Origin of the sequence: Microseira wollei NIES-4236 (assembly GCF_020521235.1) — a bacterium.
GTDB classification, from domain to species: Bacteria; Cyanobacteriota; Cyanobacteriia; order Cyanobacteriales; family Aerosakkonemataceae; genus Microseira; species Microseira wollei.
Genome location: NZ_BLAY01000001.1, coordinates 35,661 through 59,674 on the forward strand (window position 1 = coordinate 35,661; position 24,014 = coordinate 59,674).

Below are 24,014 nucleotides of genomic sequence, written 5' to 3' on the forward strand. Positions count from 1 at the left end.
AGATTTCTCCCTCGGATTTGGGATTACTTCCTTCGCAATTCTTCGATTACCTATCTCTTCTTTTCTCTTACCTCTGTGTTCTCTGTGCCTGGAGTGGTTCGTTAATTAGGTTGGGTTTGCCCCCCTTGGGAAGGGGGGTTGGGGGGATCGCCAATTACCGCTCCGGCAATTTATACTGGCCTACAATCCGTTTGGCATATTCTGGCACGTGGGCATCTAATTTTTCTGGATGATTCCGCTTCACATATAAATAGTTGCGGGTGAAGTGGGAATCAATCGAAAAACGGGCATATTCCAGACCTTTAGGGCCAATTTTTTCAATTACCACGCCCATTAATTTAGCCGCCCACATCGGGAGAGTGACGCCTTTGTCGTAGGCAGGTATACTTTGCTGCACGGCATTTTTGCGATCGCCCGCAGACATCACAGGCTGAGTTTCGATCTGATCTTGCACCAAATCGAGCATTTCTTGCCCGCGATCGTTTCTGACCACAATCCATTGCCAACCAAAGGGCGCGCCCATATAGCCTACCACTAAATCTGCCAGCGAATTGACATAATCAAAACAACTCATGCAAGAAGGAGCAAATACATCCTTCAATTCCTTAGTATTGAGGCCAAAAAACGGCACTTTTTCAATCGAACCGTCTTCGTGTTTAAAGTGAACCTGGAAATCTTGCATAAACTCGTAATACACCACCGTTTCTGGAGAACGACTGGTAGTATCCAGGAATTTTTGCAGACCGGCGCGGGTAACATTATCTACACAAGGCGTACCTAGAACGTAGAGCTTTTCCAAACCCAATTCTTTTTCTACCGCGCGTAAAGCCTGGATTTGACAACCCACGCCAATTACCAACAACCGCTTCATCCCAGATTGCTCGATTTGTTCCAAAACCGAAAGATTTGGCGACAAGGTAGGCTTATTCACCCGCGCGGCTAGAATTTCCTCTGGAGTGCGGGCGATGACGGGTTTAGGTTGAAAACGGTCTTCCTTGGTATTTTGGACGCAGACAACGCCTTCCACAATGCCGCTACCCAGCATTTCAATAGCAATGGTACTGACAATACCAGTCCACTGCGCGCCTTCGATGGGTTGAATTTTCCGCGCCGCCATCATGTCTTGACTGACGCCGAAATACCATTCATCGGGGTTGTCTAGATTGCGATCGCGCCCGTGGGTAAGTTCTTCCAGTTCGGCAATTTGTTGGTTAAGAAAAGCACAAGCTTCCTTGACATAATGAATATAGTATGTATCGCACAGTCCGCACTCGCTGCAAAGTTCCTTAGCAGGGCGACGGCTGGAGGGTTTAAGGGCTTTCGCCTTTTTGCGATCGGTAGGATTAGCTGAGGTCATTAAATTACTTCTTTTATCCAGAAACAGCCTCTCTCAAAATAGATTAGCAGCTATGAACTTCACGATAGACATTGAACAAGAAGAAGATGGACGCTTCTTGGCTGAAGTGCTTGGGATGCCCGGAGTGCTAGCTTATGGGGAGACGCGGGAAGAAGCGATCGCCAGAGTCCAAGCATTAGCGCTGCGAGTTATTGCAGATAAACTTGAGCATGGAGAAGTGATCTAGTTAGCGTTTCCTTTGCCTAGCACAAAAGCAAAGCGCGTCCTTGTCGCCTTGTTACGCATCGGGTGGGAAGTCAAACGAATTTCAGGTTCTCATCGGATCTTGTCGCACCCTGACTGGCCTGATGTGGTGTTTGCCTTTCACGATAATGAAGAAATTGGGCCTCGAATGCTAGCCCGAATTGCCAAAGTCACGGGTTTAACACCTGAAGATTTATAGCGGATTGCTTTCTTAGTGAGGTACACCTTCGTTTGTGTAGCGGCACCCTTAAGGGTGCCGCTACACAAACGAAGCGATTTCGCTGTACCTCACAAGGGCTGCAAGCCGCTGTATAATGATTGCCTGAATCCTCTAGGCACGGCTGCTGGAGGGTTTGATAGCTTTAAATTTTTGGTGAGAGTTGACGCCCGGTCAGATTAACGAGAGTTTCTTAAATAGCACCTTAAGATGAAGGCTGGTCTTTACAGAAACTTTAAGAAGATTCCGTTATATTTCAGTATTTATTACGAAGCATTCAAATTTTATTCAGATTAAATTTTAAGTAATTTCGACTACCTTGGGCAAAAAAACTATGACCCAAAATAACGAAGAGTTCAAAGATAAAGCAGAAGGTGCGGCATTAGTTGCAGGTGGAACCGCAGCAGGTGCAGGTGTTGCCGCAACTGTCGGTGGCATGGGATTGGTGGGAGGATTTGGCGGAGTAGCAATTGGTGCGGCTCCTGTTGTCGCAGCTGGCGCTGTTGTAGGTTCAGCCGCTTATGGAGCCAAAAAAGCAATAGAAGAGGGAGACGCTACAGCTTTGGGTGCAGTCGCAGGTGGAGCAGCCGTTGGTGCTGGTGTTTCAGCAGTAGTTGGTGGCATGGGTTTAGCAGTAGGCGGCACTGCGGTTGCAATTGGTATGGCTCCCATCGCTGCTGCTGGTGCAGTAGTTGGACTAGCTGCTTACGGGTTAAACAAGCTTTTTAACAGTAATGACAAGAAAGAATCCTAATCCATTACAAAAACTGGTGCGGGGTGTAATTCGGGATTTGATCGATCAGGTGAATAGTCAAACAACCGATCAACCTGCAAAGCGAAAGAGTAAAAAAAAATCTGCTGCTACCAAATCCGAATCTAAACCCAAGCAGGAAAAAAAGAAGCGATCGCGCCATATCCCCGCATCAGTTCGCGTCACAGTTTTGCACCGAGACGGCTTAAAATGTGTTTTTTGCGGTCGAGGCGCGCCGAAAGTTGAGCTAGAAGTAGACCATATCTTACCTTTTTCAAAAGGTGGAAGTAACGACCCTAGCAACTTGCAAACCCTGTGTTTTGACTGCAACCGAGGAAAAGGTGCGCGTCGCTTGAAATAATAAGTCATACGGTGCGTTACGCTCACGCTAACGCACCCTACAATTTTTAACTTCAAAACCCAAGATGAACTGGATTAATCTACTGCGATCGCAACAAGCCGACTTTATCCAAAGGATAAAATCTGGTTGTCTATTGCATTCTAATAAAGAAGGTCAGCACAGTGAAATAATCGTCATTTCAGGCGATAGGTTAAAGCAACTGAGAGACTTCTGCTGGGAAATGGCTGAAAAGTATAAGCGAAATTCACCAGTTCGTCAGTTATTTATTAACAATCTGAAGGGCAAACTGGGCGAAGAGGTTGTGAAAGCTCGTTTAGCTGAACTTGTGACTGAAGTTGATTATGAAAAACGACTGGGGGGCGATGGCAAAGTAGATTTTAGGTTGGCTTCTAACCAAAATTTTGGCATACAGGTTAAATCCCGTCACGGAAGCCTTGAAACAGTTCAATGGTCAATTACCTCAGAAGAGGTAGAAAAAAACTCAATTTTAATCTGTATTTTGATTCAGGAAGAGGTGAGCGAAGCTCAAACTCAGTATCATCTAATTTTGGCTGGATTTTTACCTACTAATATGATTGAACTGAAGAAGGGTCAAGCTTCAGTCAGAATAGAGCAATTGCTATATGGTGGTGGTTTGGTAGGTTATCTAAGCAATTTGAGCTTGTTTCAAGCCGATAGTTTACTTGTAACACTGCAAAATATTAAACAACAAGAGCAACAAGCGTCTATTAAAAATCAGGAGAATTCAACATCTGAATCTGAGAGTTGTGAAAGTATAGCTTATTCATACCTGAGCGCGGGTACAGCTCGGTTAGGAAAAAATACTCACAGATCTATTGCAGATTTTGATGAGGCTATTCGCTGCAATCCTTCCGAGTCTAAAGCTTACTACTACAGAGGCTTAGCTTATGATCTCAGGGGATTCGTTCAAGAGGCAATCGAGGATTTTACCCAAGCATTACGACTTGTACCAGATTATACTGCTACTTTATACGGTTTTCGTGCAAGTGCTTACTCTGCGATTGGAGATCGCCAAAGAGCTATAGAAGATTACAGGCGAGCGATTCTGATCAATCCTGAAAATGTAGCAGTTTATTATTGGTTCCGGGGAAAACAACGCTTTAAATTAGGAGATTATCACGGAGCGATTGAGGATTACAATCAAGCTATTCAATTACGTCCTCTAGTTGCCGACCTTTATGAAAGTCGAGCAAGTGCTTACGCTGCAATAGAAAATAAAAAAGCAGCAATTGAAGACTGCGATCGCATAATTCAGAGCAAACCTGATAGCTTTGAAAGCTACCTGATCCGAGGTGATATCCTTTCAAAGTTTGGGGATTACAAAAGAGCAATCGAGGATTATACTGAAGCAATACGTCTTTGTCCAACATTTTCTCTACTGTACGACAAACGAGGTTCTGCCCGTTCTGAAATTAGGGATAAGCAAGGAGCTATTTCAGATTTTCAACAAGCAGCAGATCTCTATCAGCAGCAGCGTCAGCAAAGCTTTTACGAAGAGGTTATGGAAAAAATTAGAAAGCTTCAGCAATAGTGACATCAAAAGAGTTACCACTCAGCTTGGTTGAATAGATTAAACTTATAGAAGTGACAGATAGGCTAAGAGAGAAGCGCGATCGCATCTCTCCTCCTCTTCCTTCGCGTACTTCGCGTCTTCGTGGTTCAATTTCCTAAATCTTCATACCTTGGCAGAGAAGAAAACGAGGAAAGGTACTTGCCTTTAGCCGCAGATTTTAGCGCTTAAGCGCGACTACAAACCAGAGCGATCGCAAGCTACCCTAAAGAAAGATTCTCGCCTACTAACTCCCATTATGGTTCAAACTCGCCCCATCTCCAAAACCATCCTCAGCTTAGATGACCTAGAAGCAAGGTTTAATCTGCGTCCGACTGAAGACGAGCAATTTTTCCCAGAATGGATAGATAATCTACCAGAACTCACCGATTCTGAAATCGAAACCTTAGACCAAATTAAACATAGATTTTATCGTCATAGAAAGCGGGGTTCTCTAGCTGAAGGCACAATTAACCAGTTGCTAATTTCTCCGTTACTAACCTTGGCTGGTTTATACGACGACCCCTTTTACGTCACCACAGAACCCCAAGTCGAAATTCTTTTACAAGAGCGAGACGAATTATTGCGAGGACGCATCGATACCTTGATTATTCAAGAGCAATTCTGGGTATTAGTCATTGAATCAAAATCAACGATCGCTTTTGCCGTTGCTTTACCCCAATCCCTTACCTACATGCTCAAAAACCCAAACCCAGAACGCCCAGTTTATGGAATGGTCACCAACGGTGATGAATGCCAATTTATCAAAGCATCAACTGGAGATAACCCCCAATACGATTTATCAAATATCTTCTCTTTATTACTACCCCGCCGCAATCAGTTGTACGATATCATGCGAGCCTTAAAAAACATTAAACAGATAATGTTACGAACGGTGGTATCCCAATAGTTAGCTGGAATTACTTGCAGGATTATAAGAAGCGATCGCATCTCTTCCCTCTTCCGGGTCTTTCAGGTTAAATATGCTGTAGGGGCACGGCATCATCAATATGTCGGTTCTATCAAGATTTTAATTATGCCGTGCCCCTACAAGAATGTTCAGGTTGAACATTAGCATAATAATTCCGCAAGACCCACAAAAGATTGCCGTCCCCATCTGGTGGATGTGCGCGCGATCCCATGTGGGAAAATCGAAGGACAAAGTGCTAGAGATATTTTTAAAACCCAAGGAAACTCCCAAAAGGTAGATGTCTTTCAAGATTTTTTGTGGCAGTTGGGGTTGGAGTAAAAGATATATATTGATAGGTTTGGTTTCAACAAAAACTGAGATTTTCTCCCTTCATCTGCGCCAAAACTGTATTTCTATGGTAAAATACACATCCAATTTATAAGTATTTTAAATTAAAAAATAAAAATGAAAAGATTTATTTAATAGAGCGCTTGAGAGTTATAAAACAAAATAAGTTTAAAGATTCGCAGTTTTGCAAGGTGGGAGAAGGGTTTTGCAATCGCGATCGCAAACTTTCCGGCGAGAAAGTGCATTTACCCTAACACAGCGACACCAAGGAACTGTAAGATGGTAGAGCGGTGAACTCTAAGATATGCAACAAAAACTTGACTTGGGCAGGATATTGTTGATATATCAAATCGCCGAAAAGCCATCGTTCTCGGTTTCAAGACTACTCGCATGTATAAAAGCTGGACCATTAATTTTGGTGCCTTGCCGTTTGTTGGCGTTCACCTTGCTTGCCTTGCTGCATTTTGGACAGGTGTAGATCCATTAGCAATTTGGATGTGTGTCGCTTTATTCCTGATCCGCAAATTTGGTATTACTGGCGGCTATCATCGTTACTTCTCGCACCGTTCCTACGAAACAAGCCGCTGGTTTCAATTTATACTCGGATTGTTAGGAGCATCAGCCGCGCAACGAGGCCCGCTTTGGTGGGCATCGCACCATCGGCATCACCACAAGTATTCAGATACAGACGAAGATATTCATTCTGCCAAAAAACAAGGCTTTTACTGGTCGCATGTGGGCTGGATTGTCTCGTTTGATTACGATGACTATGAACCAAAATTAGTCAAGGACTTGACAAAATACCCGGAATTACTGTGGTTGGAAAGATACAATGTTATTCCAACAATCATCCTTGCCGTTGGATGCTATTTGGTTCACGGGTGGATGGGATTAGTTTGGGGATATTTTATCAGCACGACGATTCTTTATCACACTACATTCGCGATCAATTCCCTGTGTCACGTATTCGGTACGCAGCGCTACGACACGGGTGAGTCGAGCAAAAATTCTTTGTGGTTGGCACTAATTACCCTGGGGGAAGGATGGCACAATAACCATCACCGCTATCAGCTTTCGGCACGTCAAGGTTTCTTCTGGTGGGAAATTGACATCGCCTACTATGTGCTGTTGTTGCTATCTGCATTCGGCATTGTGTGGGATTTAAAACAACCGCCGAAATGGCTTCTGCAACCAGAGGCAATGATAGCAGGGCGGGGATAAATAGACCCCTACCCAAACCCCTCCCCTGTAAGGAGAGGGGCAGAGCAAAAAATGCGTTCGCGTAGCGTGCCTGAGGCATATCGCTCAAATCATGAGTAAGCAAAATCCTCGGCAATTAGCATTTATTGCCCTCCGGTCAGTTCACCGGGGGGCGTTTGCCGATGTTGCCCTTGATAAAGTACTGCAAAATGCCAATTTGAGCAATTTAGACAGAGGATTGGTAACAGAATTAGTTTATGGCAGCGTTAGAAGACAACGGACCCTAGATGCACTAATCGACCAATTGGCTAAAAAACCTGCCAGCAAACAACCAGACGATCTCCGCACAATTTTACATTTGGGTTTATATCAACTGCGCTATCTCAGTCAAATTCCCCCTTCTGCTGCGGTTAATTCTACCGTTGAACTTGCTAAAGAAAATAACTTTTCCGGATTGACTGGTTTTGTTAATGGTTTGTTGCGCCAGTATATCCGCCTATCTCTTGTGGGGCAGGCATCTTGCCTGCCATTGGTGGAGGGCAAACAGGATGCCCACTCCACAAATCCATTGCTCAAACAAGGCAAACAGGATGCCCACTCCACAAATCAATTGGTAAAACAAGGCAAACAGGATGCCCACTCCACAAATCAATTGATCGCACAGGGCGGGCAGGATGCCCACTCCACAAATCAATTAATTACACAGGGCGGGCAGGATGCCCACTCCATAAATCAATTGCTCAAACAAGGCAAACAGGATGCCCACCCCACAAATCCATTGCTCAAACAAGGCAAACAGGATGCCCAACCCACAAATCAAGACCCGCTTAAGTTGCCAGAAAACCCTGTTGTTAGGTTGGGAATTTTACACAGTTTTCCCGATTGGATTGTACAAGTTTGGCTGGAACAATTAGGCTATGCAGAAACAGAACAACTTTGCGAATGGATGAATACTTCCCCTACTATTGACTTGCGCGTTAATATTTTGCGAACTTCGATCGAGGAAGTAGAAGCGGCGATGCAGTCGGCGGGAATTTCTGTTAGTCGCATTCCTTATCTTCCCCAAGGATTAAGATTAACTGGAACTCTCGGTACAATTGCGAACTTGCCTGGATTTAGTCAAGGTTGGTGGACAATTCAAGATAGTAGCGCTCAATTGGTGGGGTATTTACTCAATCCGCAACCAGGGGAAGTAATAATTGATGCTTGTGCGGCACCGGGAGGGAAGACAACCCATATCGCGGAATTGATCGGGGATAATGGGACGGTGTGGGGATGCGATCGCACTCCCTCCCGACTCAAAAAACTGCAAGAAAATACCCAACGACTCGGCTTAAAATCGATTCAAATTTGCACCGGAGATAGCCGCAATCAATCCCAGTTTACCAACATCGCCGACCGAGTTTTACTCGATGCCCCTTGTTCGGGATTGGGAACTTTACACCGCCGCGCCGATGCCCGCTGGCGTCATACTAAAGAAACAGTAACAGAACTGGCGACGCTACAGGGGGAACTTTTAGAACAAGTGGCAACTTGGGTTAAACCCGGTGGTAGTTTAGCGTACTCTACCTGCACGCTGCACCCCCTAGAAAATGAAAATATTATTCAAGCATTTCTAGAACGCCACCCTGACTGGCAAATCGCATCGCCAATGCCCAATTCAAACTTAGCATCCTTTACGACCCCAGATGGGTGGCTGAAAGTTTGGCCTCATCGGCATCAAATGGATGGTTTCTTTATGGTGCTACTGAGATGCAATTGAAACAGGACTTACGCAAGAAGATCCCAGAAACCGGGAATATGCGCGTTTGTGAAAGTTACAAAAAATTAATTCTTTTTTTATTCTCAATTTTTCTTCTTTTTGATCGCTTAAGCTGTTAGGGAAGAGTTAGGAAAAAATCAATGGCATCTAACTCAAATGTTAAAAATCTCGTTAAGATTCTGATTGGTGCAGCTTGGCTTGATGGAAAAATTCAGCCGGAGGAAAGGGAATATCTCCACCGGGTGGCTAAAGAAAAGGGATTAACCAACGATCCGGAAATTCGACCTTGGCTGTATGAATTACGGTCAGTGTCACCGGATGAGTGCTATCGGTGGGTGGAAGAATATTTAGGTTCGCGCCCAAGTTCTGAAGATTGCCAGCACCTGATCGAAGCCATCAGTGGCTTAATTTACAGCGATGGCAATGTTGCCAACGAAGAAGCCAAACTTTTAATGAAGTTACAGCAACTCGAAGAGGCAAAAGAGTCACCCCTGCCAGTTGAGCAGACTGTACTTAAAGCGATTCAAAAGCTTTACCACCGCTGGGTTAAACGTCAAGCTTAGCAAGTTTGGTAATTGGTAATTGCAGATTTTAGATTGTAGATTTTAGATTTATTGCATCTGAAATCTGCAATCTAAAATCTAAAATTCCCGATTAGCTTTTAGGCTCGCCCAAACCTGGTGTTTCTTGCTTTTTAATCTCAGGCACGATGCTGGGGCGTTCTTTGTCTTCCCAACCTGGGGGGCGCTTGGAATTATACCAGGCTAACGAGCCTAAAGATACAGCTGCGATAAAACCAACGATATACACCGCAGTAAAATAGACGGGAAAATGAGGCGCGTTCGCAGCAGCTTCCATTAGTACAAACATTGGTTATCAACTCCTAAATCAATCGCTGTCTCTAGAGTATAAAGACTTATTAAAATTATGCATCTTCCCCTAGTTTGATCCTAGGTGCTGCGTTGGTAATAGGTCATGGGTGATAAATGACCGATGACCTATTACCAATGACCCAATTTAGTGGTGACTCTTGAAATCGATCGTTGGGGCACTTGCTGCGGGTGCAGGTGCGGCAGAGCGGGCAGCAGCTGGGCGAGATCGCCTCGAAGTTACCCTTGTCGAGCTTCTAAACGATCGCCTGCTGGCAGTTGACTCCCCACCAGAACCACTACGGCGCGACCCACCCGACGAAGAGCGACGACGGGTGTAGCTCGAGGTATCAGACGACCTGGTATTGGATGAGGCAGCCGTATATGAGCGTCGCCGACTAACTCTGGGTTGTTCCGATGCCCTGGTATTGGATGACGAAGCCGTATATGAGCGTCGCCGACTAACTCTGGGTTGTTGCGAGGCGCTGTTATCCGATGACGAAGCCGTATATGAGCGTCGCCGACTAACTCTGGGTTGTTCCGATGCCCTGGTATTGGATGAGGCAGCCGTATATGAGCGTCGCCGACTAACTCTGGGTTGTTCCGATGCCCTGGTATTGGATGACGAAGCCGTATATGAGCGTCGCCGCCACTGTCTGGAGTTATCCGACGAGCTGTTATCCGATGACGAAGCCGTATATGAGCGTCGCCGCCGCCATTGTCTGGAGTTATCCGACGAGCTGTTATCCGATGACGAAGCCGTATATGAGCGTCGCCGCCGCCACTGTCTGGAGTTATCCGACGAGCTGTTATCCGATGACGAAGCCGTATATGAGCGTCGCCGCCGCCACTGTCTGGAGCTATCCGACGAGCTGCTATCCGATGATGAGGCGACAAAAACCCGCCGGCGACGCCGCACTACTGTTTGTTGATCGTCATTGCTGGCAGTTTGGTTTTCTGACCTCACCCTAAAGCGGCGTCTCACCCCTTGGGATGGAGAAGAATCGTTATCCGAACCACGCCAGCGACGGGATCTCCTCGAATTGTCGTCATCATCATCATTCGATGCTCTTTTGATGCGCATCGTGTAGAGCTGTCCGGGTCTGACGGGTTCAGCTTTAATAATCCCTTTACGACCTTCTACCTTATCCGGTCGCGGCGGGAATTTCTCCACCTCCATCCCATCGACTGCTTTGACCATAAAGTTGCGCCAGGTGAGGGCTGCGGTGCTGCTGGCGCCCCAAGTCGGCGTGTTATCGTCGTTACCCAGCCAAACGCCGGTCACGAGTTGGGGGATGTAGCCAATGAACCAGAGGTCGCGAGCGTCGTCGGAGGTGCCGGTTTTTCCGGCAACTTGTCTGCCTGGTAAAGCTGCGGCGCTTCCCGTTCCCGAATTGACGACGCCCCGCAACATCCAAGTCATAATGGCTGCGGTTTCTTCGTCTACGGCTTCTTCGGGCTGGTATTTCGCTTCGTAGAGGACTTCTCCGCGCTGGTCGAGGACGCGACGAATGCCGTGAACTTCGGTATGCTTCCCTTTGGTTGCCAGGGTGCCGTAGCCGCCGGTTAACTCTAGCAGGTTGACTTCTACGCCTCCTAGTGCTAATGAATAAACCGGCTTGAGTTCGGATTTAATCCCCATTTTGTGGGCGGTTTCGATCGTGGGTTCAAATCCGACATCAATTAACGCCCGGACTGCGACCGTGTTGACGGATTGGACTAGGGCGTCGCGCATGGAAATCCAACCGCTGTGAGTTTCGCTGTAGTTTTTAGGGGTATAGCCATCCACCTTAAACGGGGCGTCTAAGTAACCCCGGAAGGGGGAGAACCCAGCTGCGATCGCAGTCGTATAAACAAACCCTTTAAACGTAGATCCGGGTTGCCGCATCGCTTGGGTGACGCGATTAAATTGGGTATCGTCAAAGTCCGTCCCCCCCACCATCGCCTTGACTTCGCCGTTGCGCGGATCGATCGCGACTAACGCCGCTTGCTTAAATCGCTCACTCCGACCATAGCGAGCGATGGCTTTTTCCACCACTTCTTCGGCTTGCTGTTGCCATTGGCGGTTTAAACTTGTTTCGACAATTAAACCGCCTGCTTCCACAGCTTCTGGCGGGATCAAGCGCGGCAATTCTTGCTCTACGTAGGAGGTAAAATAAGGCGCTTCGGTTGCCAGTCGTTTGGGGGGTGCTGGCTCAATTTCCAGAGGTTCGGCAATCGTTGCTTGCGCCAGTTGGGGTGTAATAATTTTAGCTTCTTGCATCCGCTGCAACACGAGATTGCGACGTGCTACGGCGGCTTTTTCATCCACCAGGGGCGAGAATTTACCGGGGGCGGGTGCCATTGCTACCAGGGTCGCCATTTCTGACAGCGTCAGTTCTTCCAGGTCTTTGCTGAAGTAGACCCAAGCTGCATCGGCGACTCCGTAAGCGCCTTCTCCCAGATAAACCAAATTCAGATAGCGTTCGAGTATCTGCTGTTTGGTTAATTTTTGCTCAATTTTTTGAGCCAGCATGACTTCCCGAATTTTGCGCCAGACGCTGCGCTCTTGGGAGAGGAAAACAATCCTTGCCAGCTGTTGGGTGATCGTACTGCCTCCTTCTACCACGTCTCGCGCGGTTAGGTTAGAGACAACGGCGCGGAGGATGCCTTGATAGTCTACGCCCTTATGCTGGTAGAAGCGGCGGTCTTCCGAGGCAACGAAAGCTTGTACCAAATGGGGCGGCATTTCTTCGAGCGAGTATTTTTCCCGCGTTGCTTCGCCCCGCTGTTGTAAAATTGTGCCGTCTTCGGCTTTAATCGTCAGCGTGCCGTCGCGCACGAAGGTGAGAGCTTCTGCTGGATCGGGCAAACTGCGGTCTAACTTCCACCAGACGACGCCGACTGCGATCGCTCCCCCGCTGACACTCACCCCAATTCCGGTCAAAATCCAAAATTTCCGACTGCGATACATCGGGTTTTTCAGATCCAGCAAAGGCGAATCCAGTACCTGCTGGGGAATTACCCGCGACATCGCCGCCATCAGCTTGCTTTTTGGCTTTGTGGTTGCGGTGGATGCATCATCTGGCGCCGCGTCGGTTTCTCTGACGGCAGATTCCAGTGGGAGCAAGGTTTTTACCCCGTTCGCTGACTGGGATTTAGTTTCCGACGTTGTTGCTGATTCAGCCACTTTGGAGTTGCTGAACTGGGTTGAAATATCATTGAGTTCGGGGATAAATTTTGTCACCTTAGACCCTCACACGCAACACAGACCAAGCCAAGCTTTGTTTTGGAGTGAAATTCACCTAAGTTTTGAATATTTTGAATTTGCTTGAAGTCATACTGGCTGTTTTTGTCGGTTTATTAGGCTATGACTCCTGGAGAGGATTGAAATTGATTGGCGTTGTTCGCTCTTGGATTCGAGCTAACTTTGCTTTTTTAGGGTAAGTTCAACGACGATTATTTGCAACCGTGCTGCTATTGCCATGGGAAGCAATACGCACCCGCAATTGTTCGTTTGGGCAAGCGAGAGCGATTATACCATGCCTTGCCGATTTTGCGGAGAGCTATCAAATCAAAGCGCGATCGCGCTGCCGCCGGATGATAGCCTGATAGGAAGCGAACGGAACTTACTATGGCTAGATTGATCGAGCGCGCGATCGCAATACCCAGTTTATTAGAGTCCAGAAAATCAGGCTCAGGGCAGGCGAGACGCCTACCCCACAAGAGTTTTTGGAGATATCTATTGTTCTTGGCAAGCATTACCGCCATTTCCTCCCCCACTCTCCCCCAACTCGGAGCATCTGCGGCGACCTTGGCACAAACCCCGGCACCCAGGTATCAACCTTTACCCCCCGCCGCGTGCAACGAATTAGCCCAGGCAATGACGAACGCCCTCAAAGTCAGGGTGAGAATGACAAGGGGATCTTTTGTAGACTACATCAACCGAGAGCAAGGCATTGGCTGCCAGTTGATTGCAACGGGTGACGGGCGCAACTTTAACAAGCTTTCTGATATTGTCCGCAATTTAAGCGATCTGCTGGCGAAGCAAGGCTGGTCAGAAGTATCCGATTACACAGCCGATGGCCCAACCGAAGTTGCCAGAGGATTTCGTCAAGGCAACAGTTTAGCCGTATTCAACGTGGAATGGGAACCCGCCCCAGGTGCTAGCTGTCCCCAAAATCAGCCGATTTCAGCTTGTCAGCTGACACCAGATCAACAAATTTATCGCATTAGGGTGAATGCGGCGACTAAATAACTCAAATTGCTAGTTACAATTGGAGCAAGCGGGTAATAAATAAATTCATCCCAATTACCAATTACCCATTACCAATTACCCATTACCTCATCTATTTGTGACAGCATCTGTCTTTACATCCGAACGCCTTTTATTTACCCCCGCGAAACCTAACGCCGACGCCATCCCGACTATTTTTGCTTTCCCAAACGAGTACAGCGTCGGCATCACCAGCTTAGGCTATCAAGTGGTGTGGGCAACGTTGGCAATGCGTTCTGATGTTGAAGTCAGTCGCTTATTTACCGATACCCACGAACCCCTACCAAGGCATCCAGAATTAGTCGGATTTTCCGTATCTTGGGAATTAGATTACGTTAATATTCTCAACTTAATAGAATTCCTAGAAATTCCTATTCGCAGCAGGGAGAGATCCCCCCAACCCCCCTTATTAAGGGGGGTTAAAAGCGGCTCCCCCCAACCCCCCTTAATCAGGGGGGCTATAGGCGGATCCCCCCAACCCCCCTTGCTAAGGGGGGCTATAGGCGAGCGATCCCCCCAACCCCCCTTATTAAGGGGGGCTAAGGAGGAACCCCCCAAGGCATTGGGGGCAGGGGGGGATCGCCATCCGCTAATATTTGGGGGTGGTCCCGTTCTAACAGCAAACCCAGAACCGTTTGCAGACTTTTTCGACATTATATTGCTGGGCGATGGCGAAAACTTGTTGGGTAATTTTATTGAAGCGTATAAACAAGTCCGCACCGCAGATAGGCAAACTCAGTTAAAACATTTAGCACAAGTTCCAGGAATTTACGTTCCCAGCTTATACGAAGTAAATTATCATAGCCCAACGGGTGCAATTGAATCGATTAAACCAATAGATCCAGAAATTCCCAACCTAGTCGAAAAGCAAACTTATCGGGGAAACGTGCTTTCTGCATCGACAGTTGTGACAGAAAAAGCCGCTTGGGAAAATATTTACATGGTGGAAGTGGTACGCAGCTGTCCGGAAATGTGCCGCTTCTGTTTGGCAAGTTATTTAACATTACCGTTTCGGACCGCAAGTTTAGAAACTTCGCTAATTCCGGCAATCGAAAAAGGGTTGGAAGTTACAGATAGATTGGGTTTGTTGGGGGCGTCGGTGACCCAGCATCCAGAATTTGAAAGTTTATTGGAATATTTGAGTCAGCCAAAATACGATAGCGTGCGACTCAGCATCGCGTCAGTGCGGACGAATACAGTGACGGTGAAGCTGGCGGAAACATTGGCGAAACGGGATACGCGATCGCTCACCATCGCAGTAGAAAGCGGTTCGGAAAAAGTCCGCCAAATTATCAACAAAAAACTCAATAACGACGAAATTATCCAAGCGGCAGTAAACGCCAAAGCAGGTGGATTATCCGGCCTTAAATTATACGGCATGGTAGGAATTCCCGGCGAAGAACCCGCTGACTTAGATGCAACCGTAACGATGATGCGGGAGATTAAAAAAGCTGCCCCCGGTTTGCGTTTAACCTTCGGATGCAGTACTTTTGTTCCCAAAGCACACACGCCATTTCAATGGTTTGGCGTCAATTCCCAAGCAGAAAAGCGCTTGAAATACTTGGAAAAAGAACTAAGGAAAATCGGGATAGATTTTCGACCAGAAAGTTACAATTGGTCGGTGATTCAGGCGTTGATATCGCGAGGCGATCGCCGCCTCTCCAAGTTATTAGAATTAACGCGGCATTATGGCGATTCTTTGGGCAGTTATCGTCGTGCATTTAAAGAACTGCGCGGACAATTGCCCGAACTAGATTTCTACGTTCATGCTAATTGGAGTCAAGAGCAAGTTTTGCCTTGGAGTCATTTACAAGGGCCACTTTCTCAATCGACTCTGCAAAAGCATTTAACTTCAGCTACAGCGCATTTTATTAGTTCGTAGTAACGACTTTAGTCGTTTGTAGGTAGGTAGGGACTCAAGTCCCTACTACAAACTTTTAAACGGAAGTTCACCTCACCGAAAACGCGCGCTCTTATCCCCTGGCTTTAGACCTTGTCGTTACCCACATCTCACGCTACGTTTAAAACCCGCCCTGCACTTAAGTGCAGGGCTAATAGCCAAAGTCCACTTAAGTGGACTCGCGCATATTTCTTTAGTCCACTTAAGTGGACTTTCGCTATTAGCCAGGGATTTTAATCTCCGGGCGGGCTGACAACGAAAGCGTCAATCGGACTCGTGAGAAAATCTGGGTAACGACAAGGGCTTTAGACATGGGGCTAGCGGAAGTTTGAAAAGCGATTTTAATCGCAGTCAATATGGTAGCAGCTAGCGCAAAAGAACCGATAAGTAACAGTCGTTCTGTCCAACTGACAAGCGGATCGTTGACTTTTGTGCTGGGGGTAGCTGCTGTTTCATAACCGATGGTAATTTGTTTAGTGCTACCATCAGCATAATCATCACAGTACCTGGTATTTATAAAAGTTTAATGTCCAATTTTTTGGAAAATATTTTTTTACATTATGGTCAAGCGATCGCAAAAGGCATCACAAGCAGGGATTCAACAGGCTAAGAGAGCATTTTCTCGCAAAGGTTGGACTCAAGAAAACCTGGCTTTTGAAGTAAACTTAAAGACTCGCCAACCCGTTTGGAGATTTTTCACAGGTCGTCCGATTGAAAACCATACATTTAAAGAAATTTGCTCTATCTTAGGGCTGAATTGGCGGGAGATTGCAGAAAATCCGCCAGAGGAGGAGTCTGAAGCCGGAGAACAGGGAGTCCCAGGTATTGATATCTTGGTACAACAGGTGCGATCGCAACGCTTTGACAAAATTCAAAACCAGTGCAGCACCTTACAGCTATTGGATATCAGCCGTCCCGTTGGGATAGACGACATTTACATTGATGTCAATATTTTAGAGGAAATCGCAAGCCAACAGTGGTTAGAGATCTCGGATCTAAAAAGCCTTACCCCAGAAGAATTTGACCGCTTTGGATTGGGTGAAGTTTCCCAGAAACAAATATCAGGCATGAGGGCAGTTGAAACCTACTCTAAGCTCAGAGTGTTAGGTAAACCTGGGTCTGGTAAAACCACCTTTTTGCAACATCTTGCCATTGAGTGTAACCAAGGCAAATTTGCGGCAAACCGGGTTCCCATTTTTATTACCTTGAGGGATTTTGCCGATGAGTCTAGAGAGGCAGATCGTAGCAGCTTATTAAACTACATCCGAGCCGAATTTCTCACCTCTGGAATTACAGACCCCTCGGTAATTGAAACCCTGCTGCGTGAGGGTAGAATATTGCTGTTGCTAGATGGGCTGGATGAAGTACGAGGTTCAGATAGTAACCCCATAGTTAAGGAAATTCGCAGATTCTCCGAGAACTATGAAAAGAACCTGTTTATCGTCACCTGTCGAACAGCAGCTAAAACCCTAAAACTCAGGGGCTTCACCGATGTAGAAATCGCAACCTTTACCCAAGAGCAAATTGTCGCCTTTGCTCAGAAGTGGTTTGCCACATTGACGAAAACGAATGCCCAGGATGAAAAGGAACCAGCCGTTAAGTTCATTGAAAAATTGGACTTGCCCGAAAACTTTCAATTCCGCAGACTCGCAATCACACCCTTGTTTCTGCATCTCGCCTGCTGGGTGTTCCGTCGCCAGGAAAAATTCCCAACCAAAAAAAGCGAGTTTTATAAGCAATGTCTAGACCTTCTCCTCGTCAAATGGGATGAAACTAGGGGGATTCAAAGGGATGAAGTTTACCGGGGGTTTCTATTACCTCAAAAGCTCAAGCTGCTGAGTCAGATTGCAGCCCTGTCGTTTGAGCAGGGACAGTACTTCTTTGAGCAACGTGCGATCGAAGAACACATTAGCGACTATATCCGCGATTTACCAAATGCTCCCACTGAGCCGGAGGAATTGCAACTGGATAGTGAAGTGGTGCTAAAGGCGATCGAGTTGCAACATGGTTTATTGACAGAACGAGTGCGGGGAATTTTTTCCTTCTCTTATTTGGCGTTTCAAGAATACTTCACTGCCCGGAAAATCGTTGCTTCTCATAATTTACAAGCATTAGAGAAACCCCTGGAACGTCTGGTTAGTCACATCACTGAACCCCGTTGGCGCGAAATCTTTTTGTTGACGGCTGCCATGCTGCGGAGTGCAGACTCCCTGGTACAGTTGATGAAGCAACACATTGATGGGCTAGTCGCCCAAGACCCCTATCTCCAAGAGTTTTTAACCTGGGCGAGTCAAAAGTCCCAAGCTGTTCCTCCCCAACCATCTGCAACTCGCGCTTTTTACTTTGCCCTTGCCCGGACTCCTCACCTTGCCCCTCAATTTGCCCTTGCCTGCACCCTTGACCAGAATATTTTTCTGGATGCGGCACTGGATGATTTGGTGTTGCACAGTGCTATTGACTCCAGCTCTGATTTTGCCCATGCCTATGCTTGTGCCGATGCCCTGAGCAATGCTTTAACCATTGTTCTGGATCTGGGGTTACAGCAGTCCTTGCAACAACTCCAAGACCAACTTCCTGACTCAAAACGAGACAGAGAAAGGTTTCAGGAATGGTGGCAAACAAACCATGTAGCTTGGAGTGAGCGGTTAAGGGAAGCGATCGCACTTCATCGAAATATTCAGCATCAGTGGCACTTCACCACCGAGCAGCAGCAAGTTCTGCAACGCTATTATGATGCCAATCAGTTGCTAATTGATTGTCTTAATAGCAACTGTGAAGTGACGGCTGGTGTGCGACAGGAGATTGAAGCCGCTTTGTTGTTGCCTCAGAAGGAACTTGAGGAGAGGGAATGGCAGTAGATCTGAGGTTGATCGCTAAACAATCGATCGCACCAATCCACCCTCTACTCGCAGAGCGGCCCCATTAATTGCAGAGGCTAAAGGACTAGCAACAAATGCAACTAACGCAGCAACTTCAGACGTGGAAGCAAATCGCTGAATCAGCGAAGATGGACGAGTCTTGGTAAAAAAATCTTTCTCAACTTGTGCGGCTGAAATATTTTGATCCTTGGCAAGTCCCTCAATCAAAGTTTCCACTCCTTCAGAACGAGTTGGCCCTGGCAATACTGTATTCACCGTGACACGGCTGCCTGCGGTTGTTTCAGCTAAACCACGACTCAACGCTACTTGTGCAGTCTTAGTAACGCCATAGTGAATCATTTCAGCGGGAATATTCAAGGCAGATTCACTAGATATAAAAATAATGCGTCCCCAATCTTTCTTTAACATTAGTGGTAAGTAATGACGCGAGAGCCGTACACCACTCATAACGTTTACTTCCAGAATGTTCATCCACTCTTCATCGGAGATATTTTCAAATGCTTTGGAGCCATAAATTCCTAAGTTGTTCACCAGAATGTTGACTTCTAGCACCTGTTGAACCAATAATTCAACTCCTACTTGCGTTCCCAAATCCGCAGCAATTCCCTGAAGTTTGGCATTGGGGACGCTTTGCTGAATGTGGTCAATCGCATTGTTTACGCGCTCTTGCGTTCTGCCATTGACAATGACCGTCGCTCCTTCTTGAGCAAGTGTAGTAGCGATTGCCAATCCAATTCCACCCGTTGAACCGCTGACCAATGCCACCTTGTCTGATAGTTTGAGATCCATAGTTTGTGAAAAACAATAACGTAAAACAATGCTCTAGAACCAGTGCCCACTCAATTAATCGCCACCTAGTCCAACTTCACCACCATTTTGCCAAAATTTTTGCCTTCAAAAAGGCCGATGAACGCGCCCACAGCCCCATCGATTCCTTCCACCACTGTTTCCTTGTTCTTCAGTTTTCCAGCTCGGAAATAACCGCCCACTTCCTGTTCAAATTCGTTCTGACGATCGAGCCAATCGCCAACGAGCAGCCCTTTCATCGTCAACCGTTTGCCAATCATATTAAACAGATTGGAAGGGGCCGGTTGCGGCTTTTGGGTGTTATAACCGGAGATGCTACCACAAGCGATAATCCGACCGTGTACCCGTAACGCCGAGAGCGCTGCTTCAAGGGTTTCGCCACCTACATTGTCGAAATAAACATCAATCCCATCCGGTGCAGCGAAGTTCAATTGTTCGAGGATAGGGCCGGAATTGTAATTGAAAGCGCGATCAAATCCGCATTCTTCCAGCAGAAACTTGACCTTTTCCTGCGATCCGGCTGACCCGATGACACGACATCCGCGCAATTTCGCCAATTGTCCAGCCACACTTCCCACCGCACCAGCCGCACCCGAAATAAAAATGACATCGCCAGCTTTAACCTCTACCAAATTCAACCCAACCCAAGCCGTCATGCCCGTCATGCCGAGGGCACCGAGGTAAACCGAGAGCGGTTGAATTTCGGTGCTAAAGGGATGCAGCTCTTTGGGCGCAGCGGTGAAGTATTCCCGCCAGCCAAAGTTGGAGGTGACAACATCACCGGGCTTGAATTCCTCGGCGCGCGACTCAATGACCTCGCCGACTGCGCCTCCTTCGAGCGGTTTGCCTAACTCGAAGGGTGGAACATAGGATTTCCCTTCGTTCATGCGTCCGCGCATATATGGATCGACTGATATGTAGCGATTGCGAACCAGCACCTGCCCATCTTGAATTGGCTTTAGTTGGGTTTGGGCGATCGTAAAATTATCTGCGGTTGGAATCCCTTTGGGGCGGGAGACTAACTGAATTTCGCGGCTGATGATATCTGTCATAGTTTGCTCCTTATTGGTGAGACTTTAATAACTCGATCGACTTAATTTTCATCTGTTCTTTTTAACATTTTTTAAAAGCAACTTTACTAAACATATGGATGCAAAATATATTTTATTTTAACTACATTATTGTTACATGAGCGAGAGTTGTTGCCATCTATCTTAGGTTTAAGAGGTGAATATATTGAGAGGTAGATAATCCCTAATTTTTCACTTGTTGTCATTTCATATACTTCATCTTCAAAAATGAGCAGAACATGAAGTATCTCTCATGATATTGAACAAAGATGAATAATATCATGGCAGGCTGATCGCACATTATATGTTCGTAGTAAGGACTAAAGTCCTGAGCCGCGATCCTTGGAAGGACTGAAGTCCCTACTACAAACAATTTTATTGCGGGCTATTGACCGGACATCATATAACCTATGAACGATTCTCCATTAGAGACTAATTGAAACACTCTCCTTTCCGGATGAGTTGAGGATTTCAACTCATCCGGAAAGGTTATGGTTCTACTGCATGGCATCAATTAGATAGTCGAAGTAAGCGCCAACTTCGCTGGCGTCTTCTGCGGACATTATCGATGTGGTGAGATTCTTCATCCCACGGACGCTTTCGGCAACAGCCTCAATCGGAGTGCCAAGAGATCTGTACATTTGGCGAACACCAATTACCCCAATCTGTTGAATTGGTGTAGTATCACCAGCCACAACGCTGTAGGTGATTAAGCGCAGGTAGTAATCCATGTCACGCAGGCAAGTTGCAGTCATTTCCTCACCGTAGGCGTTGCCACCAGGAGAGACAAGATCTCGGCGCTTTTGGAACAGTTGCAAACTAGATTGTTTAACAATGCGTTCCCGATTTTGGGTTAGAGATTGAGCAAGGCGCAAACGGCGATCGCCATTCATGCAGAGTTGCTTAATCTGCTCTAACTCCCCAAGGGTGAGATAGCGAACCTCCGCGTCCGCGTTCACAATCAACTTCATCAGAATACTCATTAAAAGACTCCTTCAAAAAAATAAAATCAATGTTCTAGATCTGTTGTTTAAAACACTCGATCCTTGAGCTATCTACCGAACCAAGCCCAAGTTCATCAGTTCCTTGGGAGATGCCAGCAAATCAATTGCCACCAAGAAAATCTTGCCTTGAGGATTGAGCAAGAACCGCCATGCTAGGTTGATGCCAACACTCTCACCAAACCAGGGAGTTTGCACTTTACCCGTCACTTTAATCTGGGTAAACTCTCCTTCTGCTGCCTCAGATACACCCCGCTGTGGCATCAGCTTAAGTCCATAGCATTCTTCGCGCATATACGCGAGGATGTTCTCCTGACCCACAATCGGTTCCTCAAAAGGAGGTTTCAGCGCACCGTCTTGGGCAAATAAAGCTACAGCCGCCTGAAAGTCAAAGGCGTTCATATTCTCCATGTAGCTCAAGACTGTCAAGTTGTCGATGCCTTTAATTGTGACCTTGGTTCGGGGTGCGAGGTTTTTAGGTGGAACAACAGGTTCTTTGACTTTTGGAGTACCGCAAGTTGGGGCATACCCCATGCTGACAACAATATTCTGTAGCACGGTGAGTTGCTGACCCCCTTCAAGTTGACGGATGGCTTGGAGGACATCGGATGCTTTCGCAGACAGTTTATAGCCTTTTGGAATGGGAGCAACAATTAAGAGTTTCATCCACTCGCTTAACTGATACCAAAAACCCAACTTGATATTCGTGCCAAAAGACGAATAGGTACGGCAGATGGGAGTATCAGTATGGTTAACGAGATCGCACATTACTTGCGTTTGCTCGCTTGTAGACATCTGCTTGATTTGAGTCAGGGTGTTTTCTGCGAACACCATGTTAACTGCTTGCATAGCAGCGGGAGTGATTGTAACTCCCATTTCGGTGTAGGCAAACCACAGTAAAGCTAACTGATCCTCAGCACTGAGTTGATTGAATGATTCAACTGTAGCTGGAACTCTATCAGCAACTTGAGTGTTAGGGAAAATGGAGCGTGCAGACTCGATGGTAAATGACACGATCAAAATCTCCAGAACGAAATTACATTAATTTGTTGGTAAGCTGCTACGCATCTAACTTGACAGTCAATTAAAGCCTTTTTCTTGTGGGATGGGCATCCTGCCCGTCTCTTTATTGGATTTAAATGCGTAGCAGCTTAGTGTTTCAAAAATGGCGATCTAATTGAGAAATGTCAGCTCTAACTGCTTTTCGAGACTTAGAGCGTCATGTCTAGGGACACCCAAAATATGTTGAGCGATCGCATATGAGGATTGTTGGCAAATTGCTAAACAGCCAAGCACAGCAAGGAAGTCATCAAAATTCAGGGGTTTGGTAAACCACAAGTCAAACCCAGCCGAAAGCACACGTTGTGACATCTCTTTAGTTCCCTGGGCTGTCACAGCAATGGCTAGCACTTCTTTCCCTCGCTCTCCCGTGAGTGTTCTCACTTGACGAATCAGGGCATAGCCATCTTCCTTTGGCAAGGCAATCTCACTCACGAGAACATCCGGTTGCCATTGCACAAATATTTCCACAGCTTGCTGGACTAAAAATGCCACTTTAATCTCTACATCATAGGGTTGCAGCATCACCGTCATCAAATCGCCGCAATCGATACTGTTATCTACAACAAGTATTCGCAGCCCTTGGAGAGATGGAAGATTAGTAGGAAATCCATTATTTATACTCATGGCAGCTCCTATCGGGATTCCACCTGTAACGAATGGGAAAAAACGTTAACCCAAGTTGCTAGTTATAACTATCATGGGTTGCTCGCATTGCTAATCGCTAATTGCTAATTGCTCGTGGTAATACCAGCCATTAGCTATTAGCAATTAGCTATTAGCAGCCTTAAAAAGATAACTAGCAACTTGCGTTATCTATGGGTTTCCTTACGCAGGAATCAACACTGTGTCAATGATGTGGATGACACCGTTATCAGCACCAACATCTGGTGTTGAAACGGTAGCATCATTCACTTTGACACCACCATTTTCAGCGTCAATTTTCACATCTGAACCTTCAACTGTTTTGGCTGACTTCAGCTTAACTACGTCAGATGCCATCACCTTGCCTGAGACGACATGATACGTCAGGATTTTTTTGAGTTTTGGAATATCCTTAAGCAATGCGTCTACGGTGCCTTCTGGAAGCTTAGCAAATGCCTCATCAGTGGGCGCAAAGACGGTGAATGGCCCAGCACCTTTGAGAGTATCTACCAGTTTGGCAGCCTTGATTGCAGCAACCAGGGTGCTGAAGGAACCAGCTTTAACAGCAGTATCAACAATATCAGCCATGTATTTCCCTAGTTTTGTGGAATCTGTTCACAACGTTTAGTATGACATCTTGCTCTTAGAAATGATGTTTGACTAAGCGTTTGATTGGCGTATAAGTTGTATAGGTTGTACTGAATAGATTTAAATCGTTACAAAACCAGACAAAACCTGAAAATACCTGATTTAAATATCTGCCTTTGGGGTGAAGAACATATGGTATTTATTTATTAAGGGGTAGTCAAT

Annotated in this window: 22 protein-coding genes; 12 read left to right on the top strand and 10 right to left on the bottom strand. The window is 46.4% G+C overall.

Annotated features, from left to right (window positions below):
* Positions 1–154 precede the first annotated feature (154 nt).
* Positions 155–1,357, bottom strand: a complete 1,203-nt coding sequence (locus MiSe_RS00140; protein WP_226572512.1) for a Coenzyme F420 hydrogenase/dehydrogenase, beta subunit C-terminal domain — start codon at positions 1,355–1,357, stop codon at positions 155–157.
* A 52-nt stretch (positions 1,358–1,409) separates the two neighbouring features.
* Here MiSe_RS00140 and MiSe_RS00145 point away from each other — a divergent pair, with 52 nt between their 5' ends.
* The 6 genes from MiSe_RS00145 (at position 1,410) to MiSe_RS00170 (ending at position 5,409) form a co-directional block, all read left to right on the top strand.
* A complete protein-coding gene (locus tag MiSe_RS00145) occupies positions 1,410–1,583 on the top strand; it encodes a type II toxin-antitoxin system HicB family antitoxin (RefSeq protein WP_226572514.1) in 174 nt (57 codons plus the stop codon).
* A 12-nt stretch (positions 1,584–1,595) separates the two neighbouring features.
* Positions 1,596–1,799, top strand: coding sequence for a type II toxin-antitoxin system HicA family toxin (locus MiSe_RS00150; RefSeq protein ID WP_226572532.1), 204 nt, complete (start codon positions 1,596–1,598; stop codon positions 1,797–1,799).
* 352 nt (positions 1,800–2,151) lie between these two features.
* Entirely contained in the window at positions 2,152–2,571 is a 420-nt protein-coding gene (locus MiSe_RS00155; protein WP_226572534.1) for a hypothetical protein, read from the top strand.
* Positions 2,552–2,929, top strand: a complete 378-nt coding sequence (locus tag MiSe_RS51880; protein WP_307731091.1) for an HNH endonuclease — start codon at positions 2,552–2,554, stop codon at positions 2,927–2,929. The genes MiSe_RS00155 and MiSe_RS51880 overlap by 20 nt, the downstream gene beginning before the upstream one ends.
* A 133-nt stretch (positions 2,930–3,062) precedes the next feature.
* On the top strand, positions 3,063–4,481 hold the full coding sequence (locus MiSe_RS00165) for a tetratricopeptide repeat protein (RefSeq protein ID WP_226572536.1): 1,419 nt from the start codon (positions 3,063–3,065) through the stop codon (positions 4,479–4,481).
* 277 nt (positions 4,482–4,758) lie between these two features.
* Positions 4,759–5,409 carry a type I restriction endonuclease subunit R gene (locus tag MiSe_RS00170; protein ID WP_226572538.1) on the top strand — a complete coding sequence of 217 codons (651 nt, stop codon included), beginning with the start codon at positions 4,759–4,761 and terminating at the stop codon, positions 5,407–5,409.
* Between the two features lie 120 nt (positions 5,410–5,529).
* Here MiSe_RS00170 and MiSe_RS00175 read toward each other — a convergent pair whose 3' ends face one another.
* Positions 5,530–5,718 (bottom strand): hypothetical protein, encoded by a 189-nt coding sequence (locus MiSe_RS00175; protein ID WP_226572540.1) that lies wholly within the window; start codon positions 5,716–5,718, stop codon positions 5,530–5,532.
* Positions 5,719–6,147: 429 nt separating this feature from the next.
* On the opposite strand from MiSe_RS00175, the gene MiSe_RS00180 reads away from it, so the two are divergent.
* From MiSe_RS00180 to MiSe_RS00190, 3 genes are all read left to right on the top strand, one after another.
* Complete coding sequence (locus MiSe_RS00180) at positions 6,148–6,978, top strand: acyl-CoA desaturase (RefSeq protein WP_226572542.1); 831 nt, start codon at positions 6,148–6,150, stop codon at positions 6,976–6,978.
* A 91-nt stretch (positions 6,979–7,069) separates the two neighbouring features.
* Positions 7,070–8,719, top strand: coding sequence for a 16S rRNA (cytosine(967)-C(5))-methyltransferase RsmB (gene rsmB / locus MiSe_RS00185; RefSeq protein ID WP_226572544.1), 1,650 nt, complete (start codon positions 7,070–7,072; stop codon positions 8,717–8,719).
* 140 nt (positions 8,720–8,859) lie between these two features.
* Positions 8,860–9,282 carry a tellurite resistance TerB family protein gene (locus MiSe_RS00190; protein WP_226572546.1) on the top strand — a complete coding sequence of 141 codons (423 nt, stop codon included), beginning with the start codon at positions 8,860–8,862 and terminating at the stop codon, positions 9,280–9,282.
* A gap of 91 nt (positions 9,283–9,373) precedes the next feature.
* Here the strand turns inward: MiSe_RS00190 and psb35 are convergent, their stop codons facing one another.
* Together psb35 and MiSe_RS00200 are read right to left on the bottom strand one after the other, a co-directional pair.
* Positions 9,374–9,589 carry a photosystem II assembly protein Psb35 gene (gene psb35, locus MiSe_RS00195; protein WP_226572548.1) on the bottom strand — a complete coding sequence of 72 codons (216 nt, stop codon included), beginning with the start codon at positions 9,587–9,589 and terminating at the stop codon, positions 9,374–9,376.
* Positions 9,590–9,736: 147 nt separating this feature from the next.
* Entirely contained in the window at positions 9,737–12,601 is a 2,865-nt protein-coding gene (locus MiSe_RS00200) for a PBP1A family penicillin-binding protein (RefSeq protein WP_444980441.1), read from the bottom strand.
* Positions 12,602–13,201: 600 nt separating this feature from the next.
* Here MiSe_RS00200 and MiSe_RS00205 point away from each other — a divergent pair.
* From MiSe_RS00205 to MiSe_RS00215, 3 genes are all read left to right on the top strand, one after another.
* On the top strand, positions 13,202–13,825 hold the full coding sequence (locus MiSe_RS00205) for a hypothetical protein (RefSeq protein WP_226572550.1): 624 nt from the start codon (positions 13,202–13,204) through the stop codon (positions 13,823–13,825).
* A gap of 97 nt (positions 13,826–13,922) precedes the next feature.
* Complete coding sequence (locus tag MiSe_RS00210; RefSeq protein WP_226572552.1) at positions 13,923–15,725, top strand: radical SAM protein; 1,803 nt, start codon at positions 13,923–13,925, stop codon at positions 15,723–15,725.
* Positions 15,726–16,303: 578 nt separating this feature from the next.
* Entirely contained in the window at positions 16,304–18,601 is a 2,298-nt protein-coding gene (locus MiSe_RS00215) for an NACHT domain-containing protein (RefSeq protein WP_226572554.1), read from the top strand.
* A gap of 15 nt (positions 18,602–18,616) precedes the next feature.
* On the opposite strand, the gene MiSe_RS00220 is transcribed toward MiSe_RS00215, so the two are convergent.
* The 6 genes from MiSe_RS00220 to MiSe_RS00245 all read right to left on the bottom strand — a co-directional run bounded on the left by MiSe_RS00220 (position 18,617) and on the right by MiSe_RS00245 (position 23,792).
* Positions 18,617–19,411 (bottom strand): SDR family NAD(P)-dependent oxidoreductase, encoded by a 795-nt coding sequence (locus tag MiSe_RS00220; RefSeq protein WP_226572555.1) that lies wholly within the window; start codon positions 19,409–19,411, stop codon positions 18,617–18,619.
* 65 nt (positions 19,412–19,476) lie between these two features.
* Entirely contained in the window at positions 19,477–20,481 is a 1,005-nt protein-coding gene (locus MiSe_RS00225; RefSeq protein ID WP_226572557.1) for an NADP-dependent oxidoreductase, read from the bottom strand.
* Between the two features lie 515 nt (positions 20,482–20,996).
* The gene (apcA, locus tag MiSe_RS00230; RefSeq protein WP_226572559.1) at positions 20,997–21,482 is read right to left on the bottom strand and encodes an allophycocyanin subunit alpha; all 486 of its coding nucleotides are present in this window, start codon (positions 21,480–21,482) and stop codon (positions 20,997–20,999) included.
* A 72-nt stretch (positions 21,483–21,554) separates the two neighbouring features.
* Positions 21,555–22,514 carry an orange carotenoid protein N-terminal domain-containing protein gene (locus MiSe_RS00235; RefSeq protein WP_226572561.1) on the bottom strand — a complete coding sequence of 320 codons (960 nt, stop codon included), beginning with the start codon at positions 22,512–22,514 and terminating at the stop codon, positions 21,555–21,557.
* A 159-nt stretch (positions 22,515–22,673) separates the two neighbouring features.
* Positions 22,674–23,186 carry a response regulator gene (locus MiSe_RS00240; RefSeq protein WP_226572563.1) on the bottom strand — a complete coding sequence of 171 codons (513 nt, stop codon included), beginning with the start codon at positions 23,184–23,186 and terminating at the stop codon, positions 22,674–22,676.
* A 201-nt stretch (positions 23,187–23,387) separates the two neighbouring features.
* A complete protein-coding gene (locus tag MiSe_RS00245; RefSeq protein WP_226572565.1) occupies positions 23,388–23,792 on the bottom strand; it encodes a fasciclin domain-containing protein in 405 nt (134 codons plus the stop codon).
* Positions 23,793–24,014 lie beyond the last annotated feature (222 nt).

Bases quoted from the DNA above. Each gene is read 5' to 3' on its own strand.
- MiSe_RS00140 (WP_226572512.1), bottom strand. From the start codon at position 1,357: ATGACCTCAGCTAATCCTACCGATCGCAAAAAGGCGAAAGCCCTTAAA.
- MiSe_RS00145 (WP_226572514.1), top strand. From the start codon at position 1,410: ATGAACTTCACGATAGACATTGAACAAGAAGAAGATGGACGCTTCTTG.
- MiSe_RS00155 (WP_226572534.1), top strand. From the start codon at position 2,152: ATGACCCAAAATAACGAAGAGTTCAAAGATAAAGCAGAAGGTGCGGCA.
- MiSe_RS51880 (WP_307731091.1), top strand. From the start codon at position 2,552: ATGACAAGAAAGAATCCTAATCCATTACAAAAACTGGTGCGGGGTGTA.
- MiSe_RS00170 (WP_226572538.1), top strand. From the start codon at position 4,759: ATGGTTCAAACTCGCCCCATCTCCAAAACCATCCTCAGCTTAGATGAC.
- MiSe_RS00180 (WP_226572542.1), top strand. From the start codon at position 6,148: ATGTATAAAAGCTGGACCATTAATTTTGGTGCCTTGCCGTTTGTTGGC.
- rsmB (WP_226572544.1), top strand. From the start codon at position 7,070: ATGAGTAAGCAAAATCCTCGGCAATTAGCATTTATTGCCCTCCGGTCA.
- MiSe_RS00190 (WP_226572546.1), top strand. From the start codon at position 8,860: ATGGCATCTAACTCAAATGTTAAAAATCTCGTTAAGATTCTGATTGGT.
- psb35 (WP_226572548.1), bottom strand. From the start codon at position 9,589: ATGTTTGTACTAATGGAAGCTGCTGCGAACGCGCCTCATTTTCCCGTC.
- MiSe_RS00200 (WP_444980441.1), bottom strand. From the start codon at position 12,601: ATGTCGCGGGTAATTCCCCAGCAGGTACTGGATTCGCCTTTGCTGGAT.
- MiSe_RS00205 (WP_226572550.1), top strand. From the start codon at position 13,202: ATGGCTAGATTGATCGAGCGCGCGATCGCAATACCCAGTTTATTAGAG.
- MiSe_RS00215 (WP_226572554.1), top strand. From the start codon at position 16,304: ATGGTCAAGCGATCGCAAAAGGCATCACAAGCAGGGATTCAACAGGCT.
- MiSe_RS00220 (WP_226572555.1), bottom strand. From the start codon at position 19,411: ATGGATCTCAAACTATCAGACAAGGTGGCATTGGTCAGCGGTTCAACG.
- MiSe_RS00225 (WP_226572557.1), bottom strand. From the start codon at position 20,481: ATGACAGATATCATCAGCCGCGAAATTCAGTTAGTCTCCCGCCCCAAA.
- apcA (WP_226572559.1), bottom strand. From the start codon at position 21,482: ATGAGTATTCTGATGAAGTTGATTGTGAACGCGGACGCGGAGGTTCGC.
- MiSe_RS00240 (WP_226572563.1), bottom strand. From the start codon at position 23,186: ATGAGTATAAATAATGGATTTCCTACTAATCTTCCATCTCTCCAAGGG.
- MiSe_RS00245 (WP_226572565.1), bottom strand. From the start codon at position 23,792: ATGGCTGATATTGTTGATACTGCTGTTAAAGCTGGTTCCTTCAGCACC.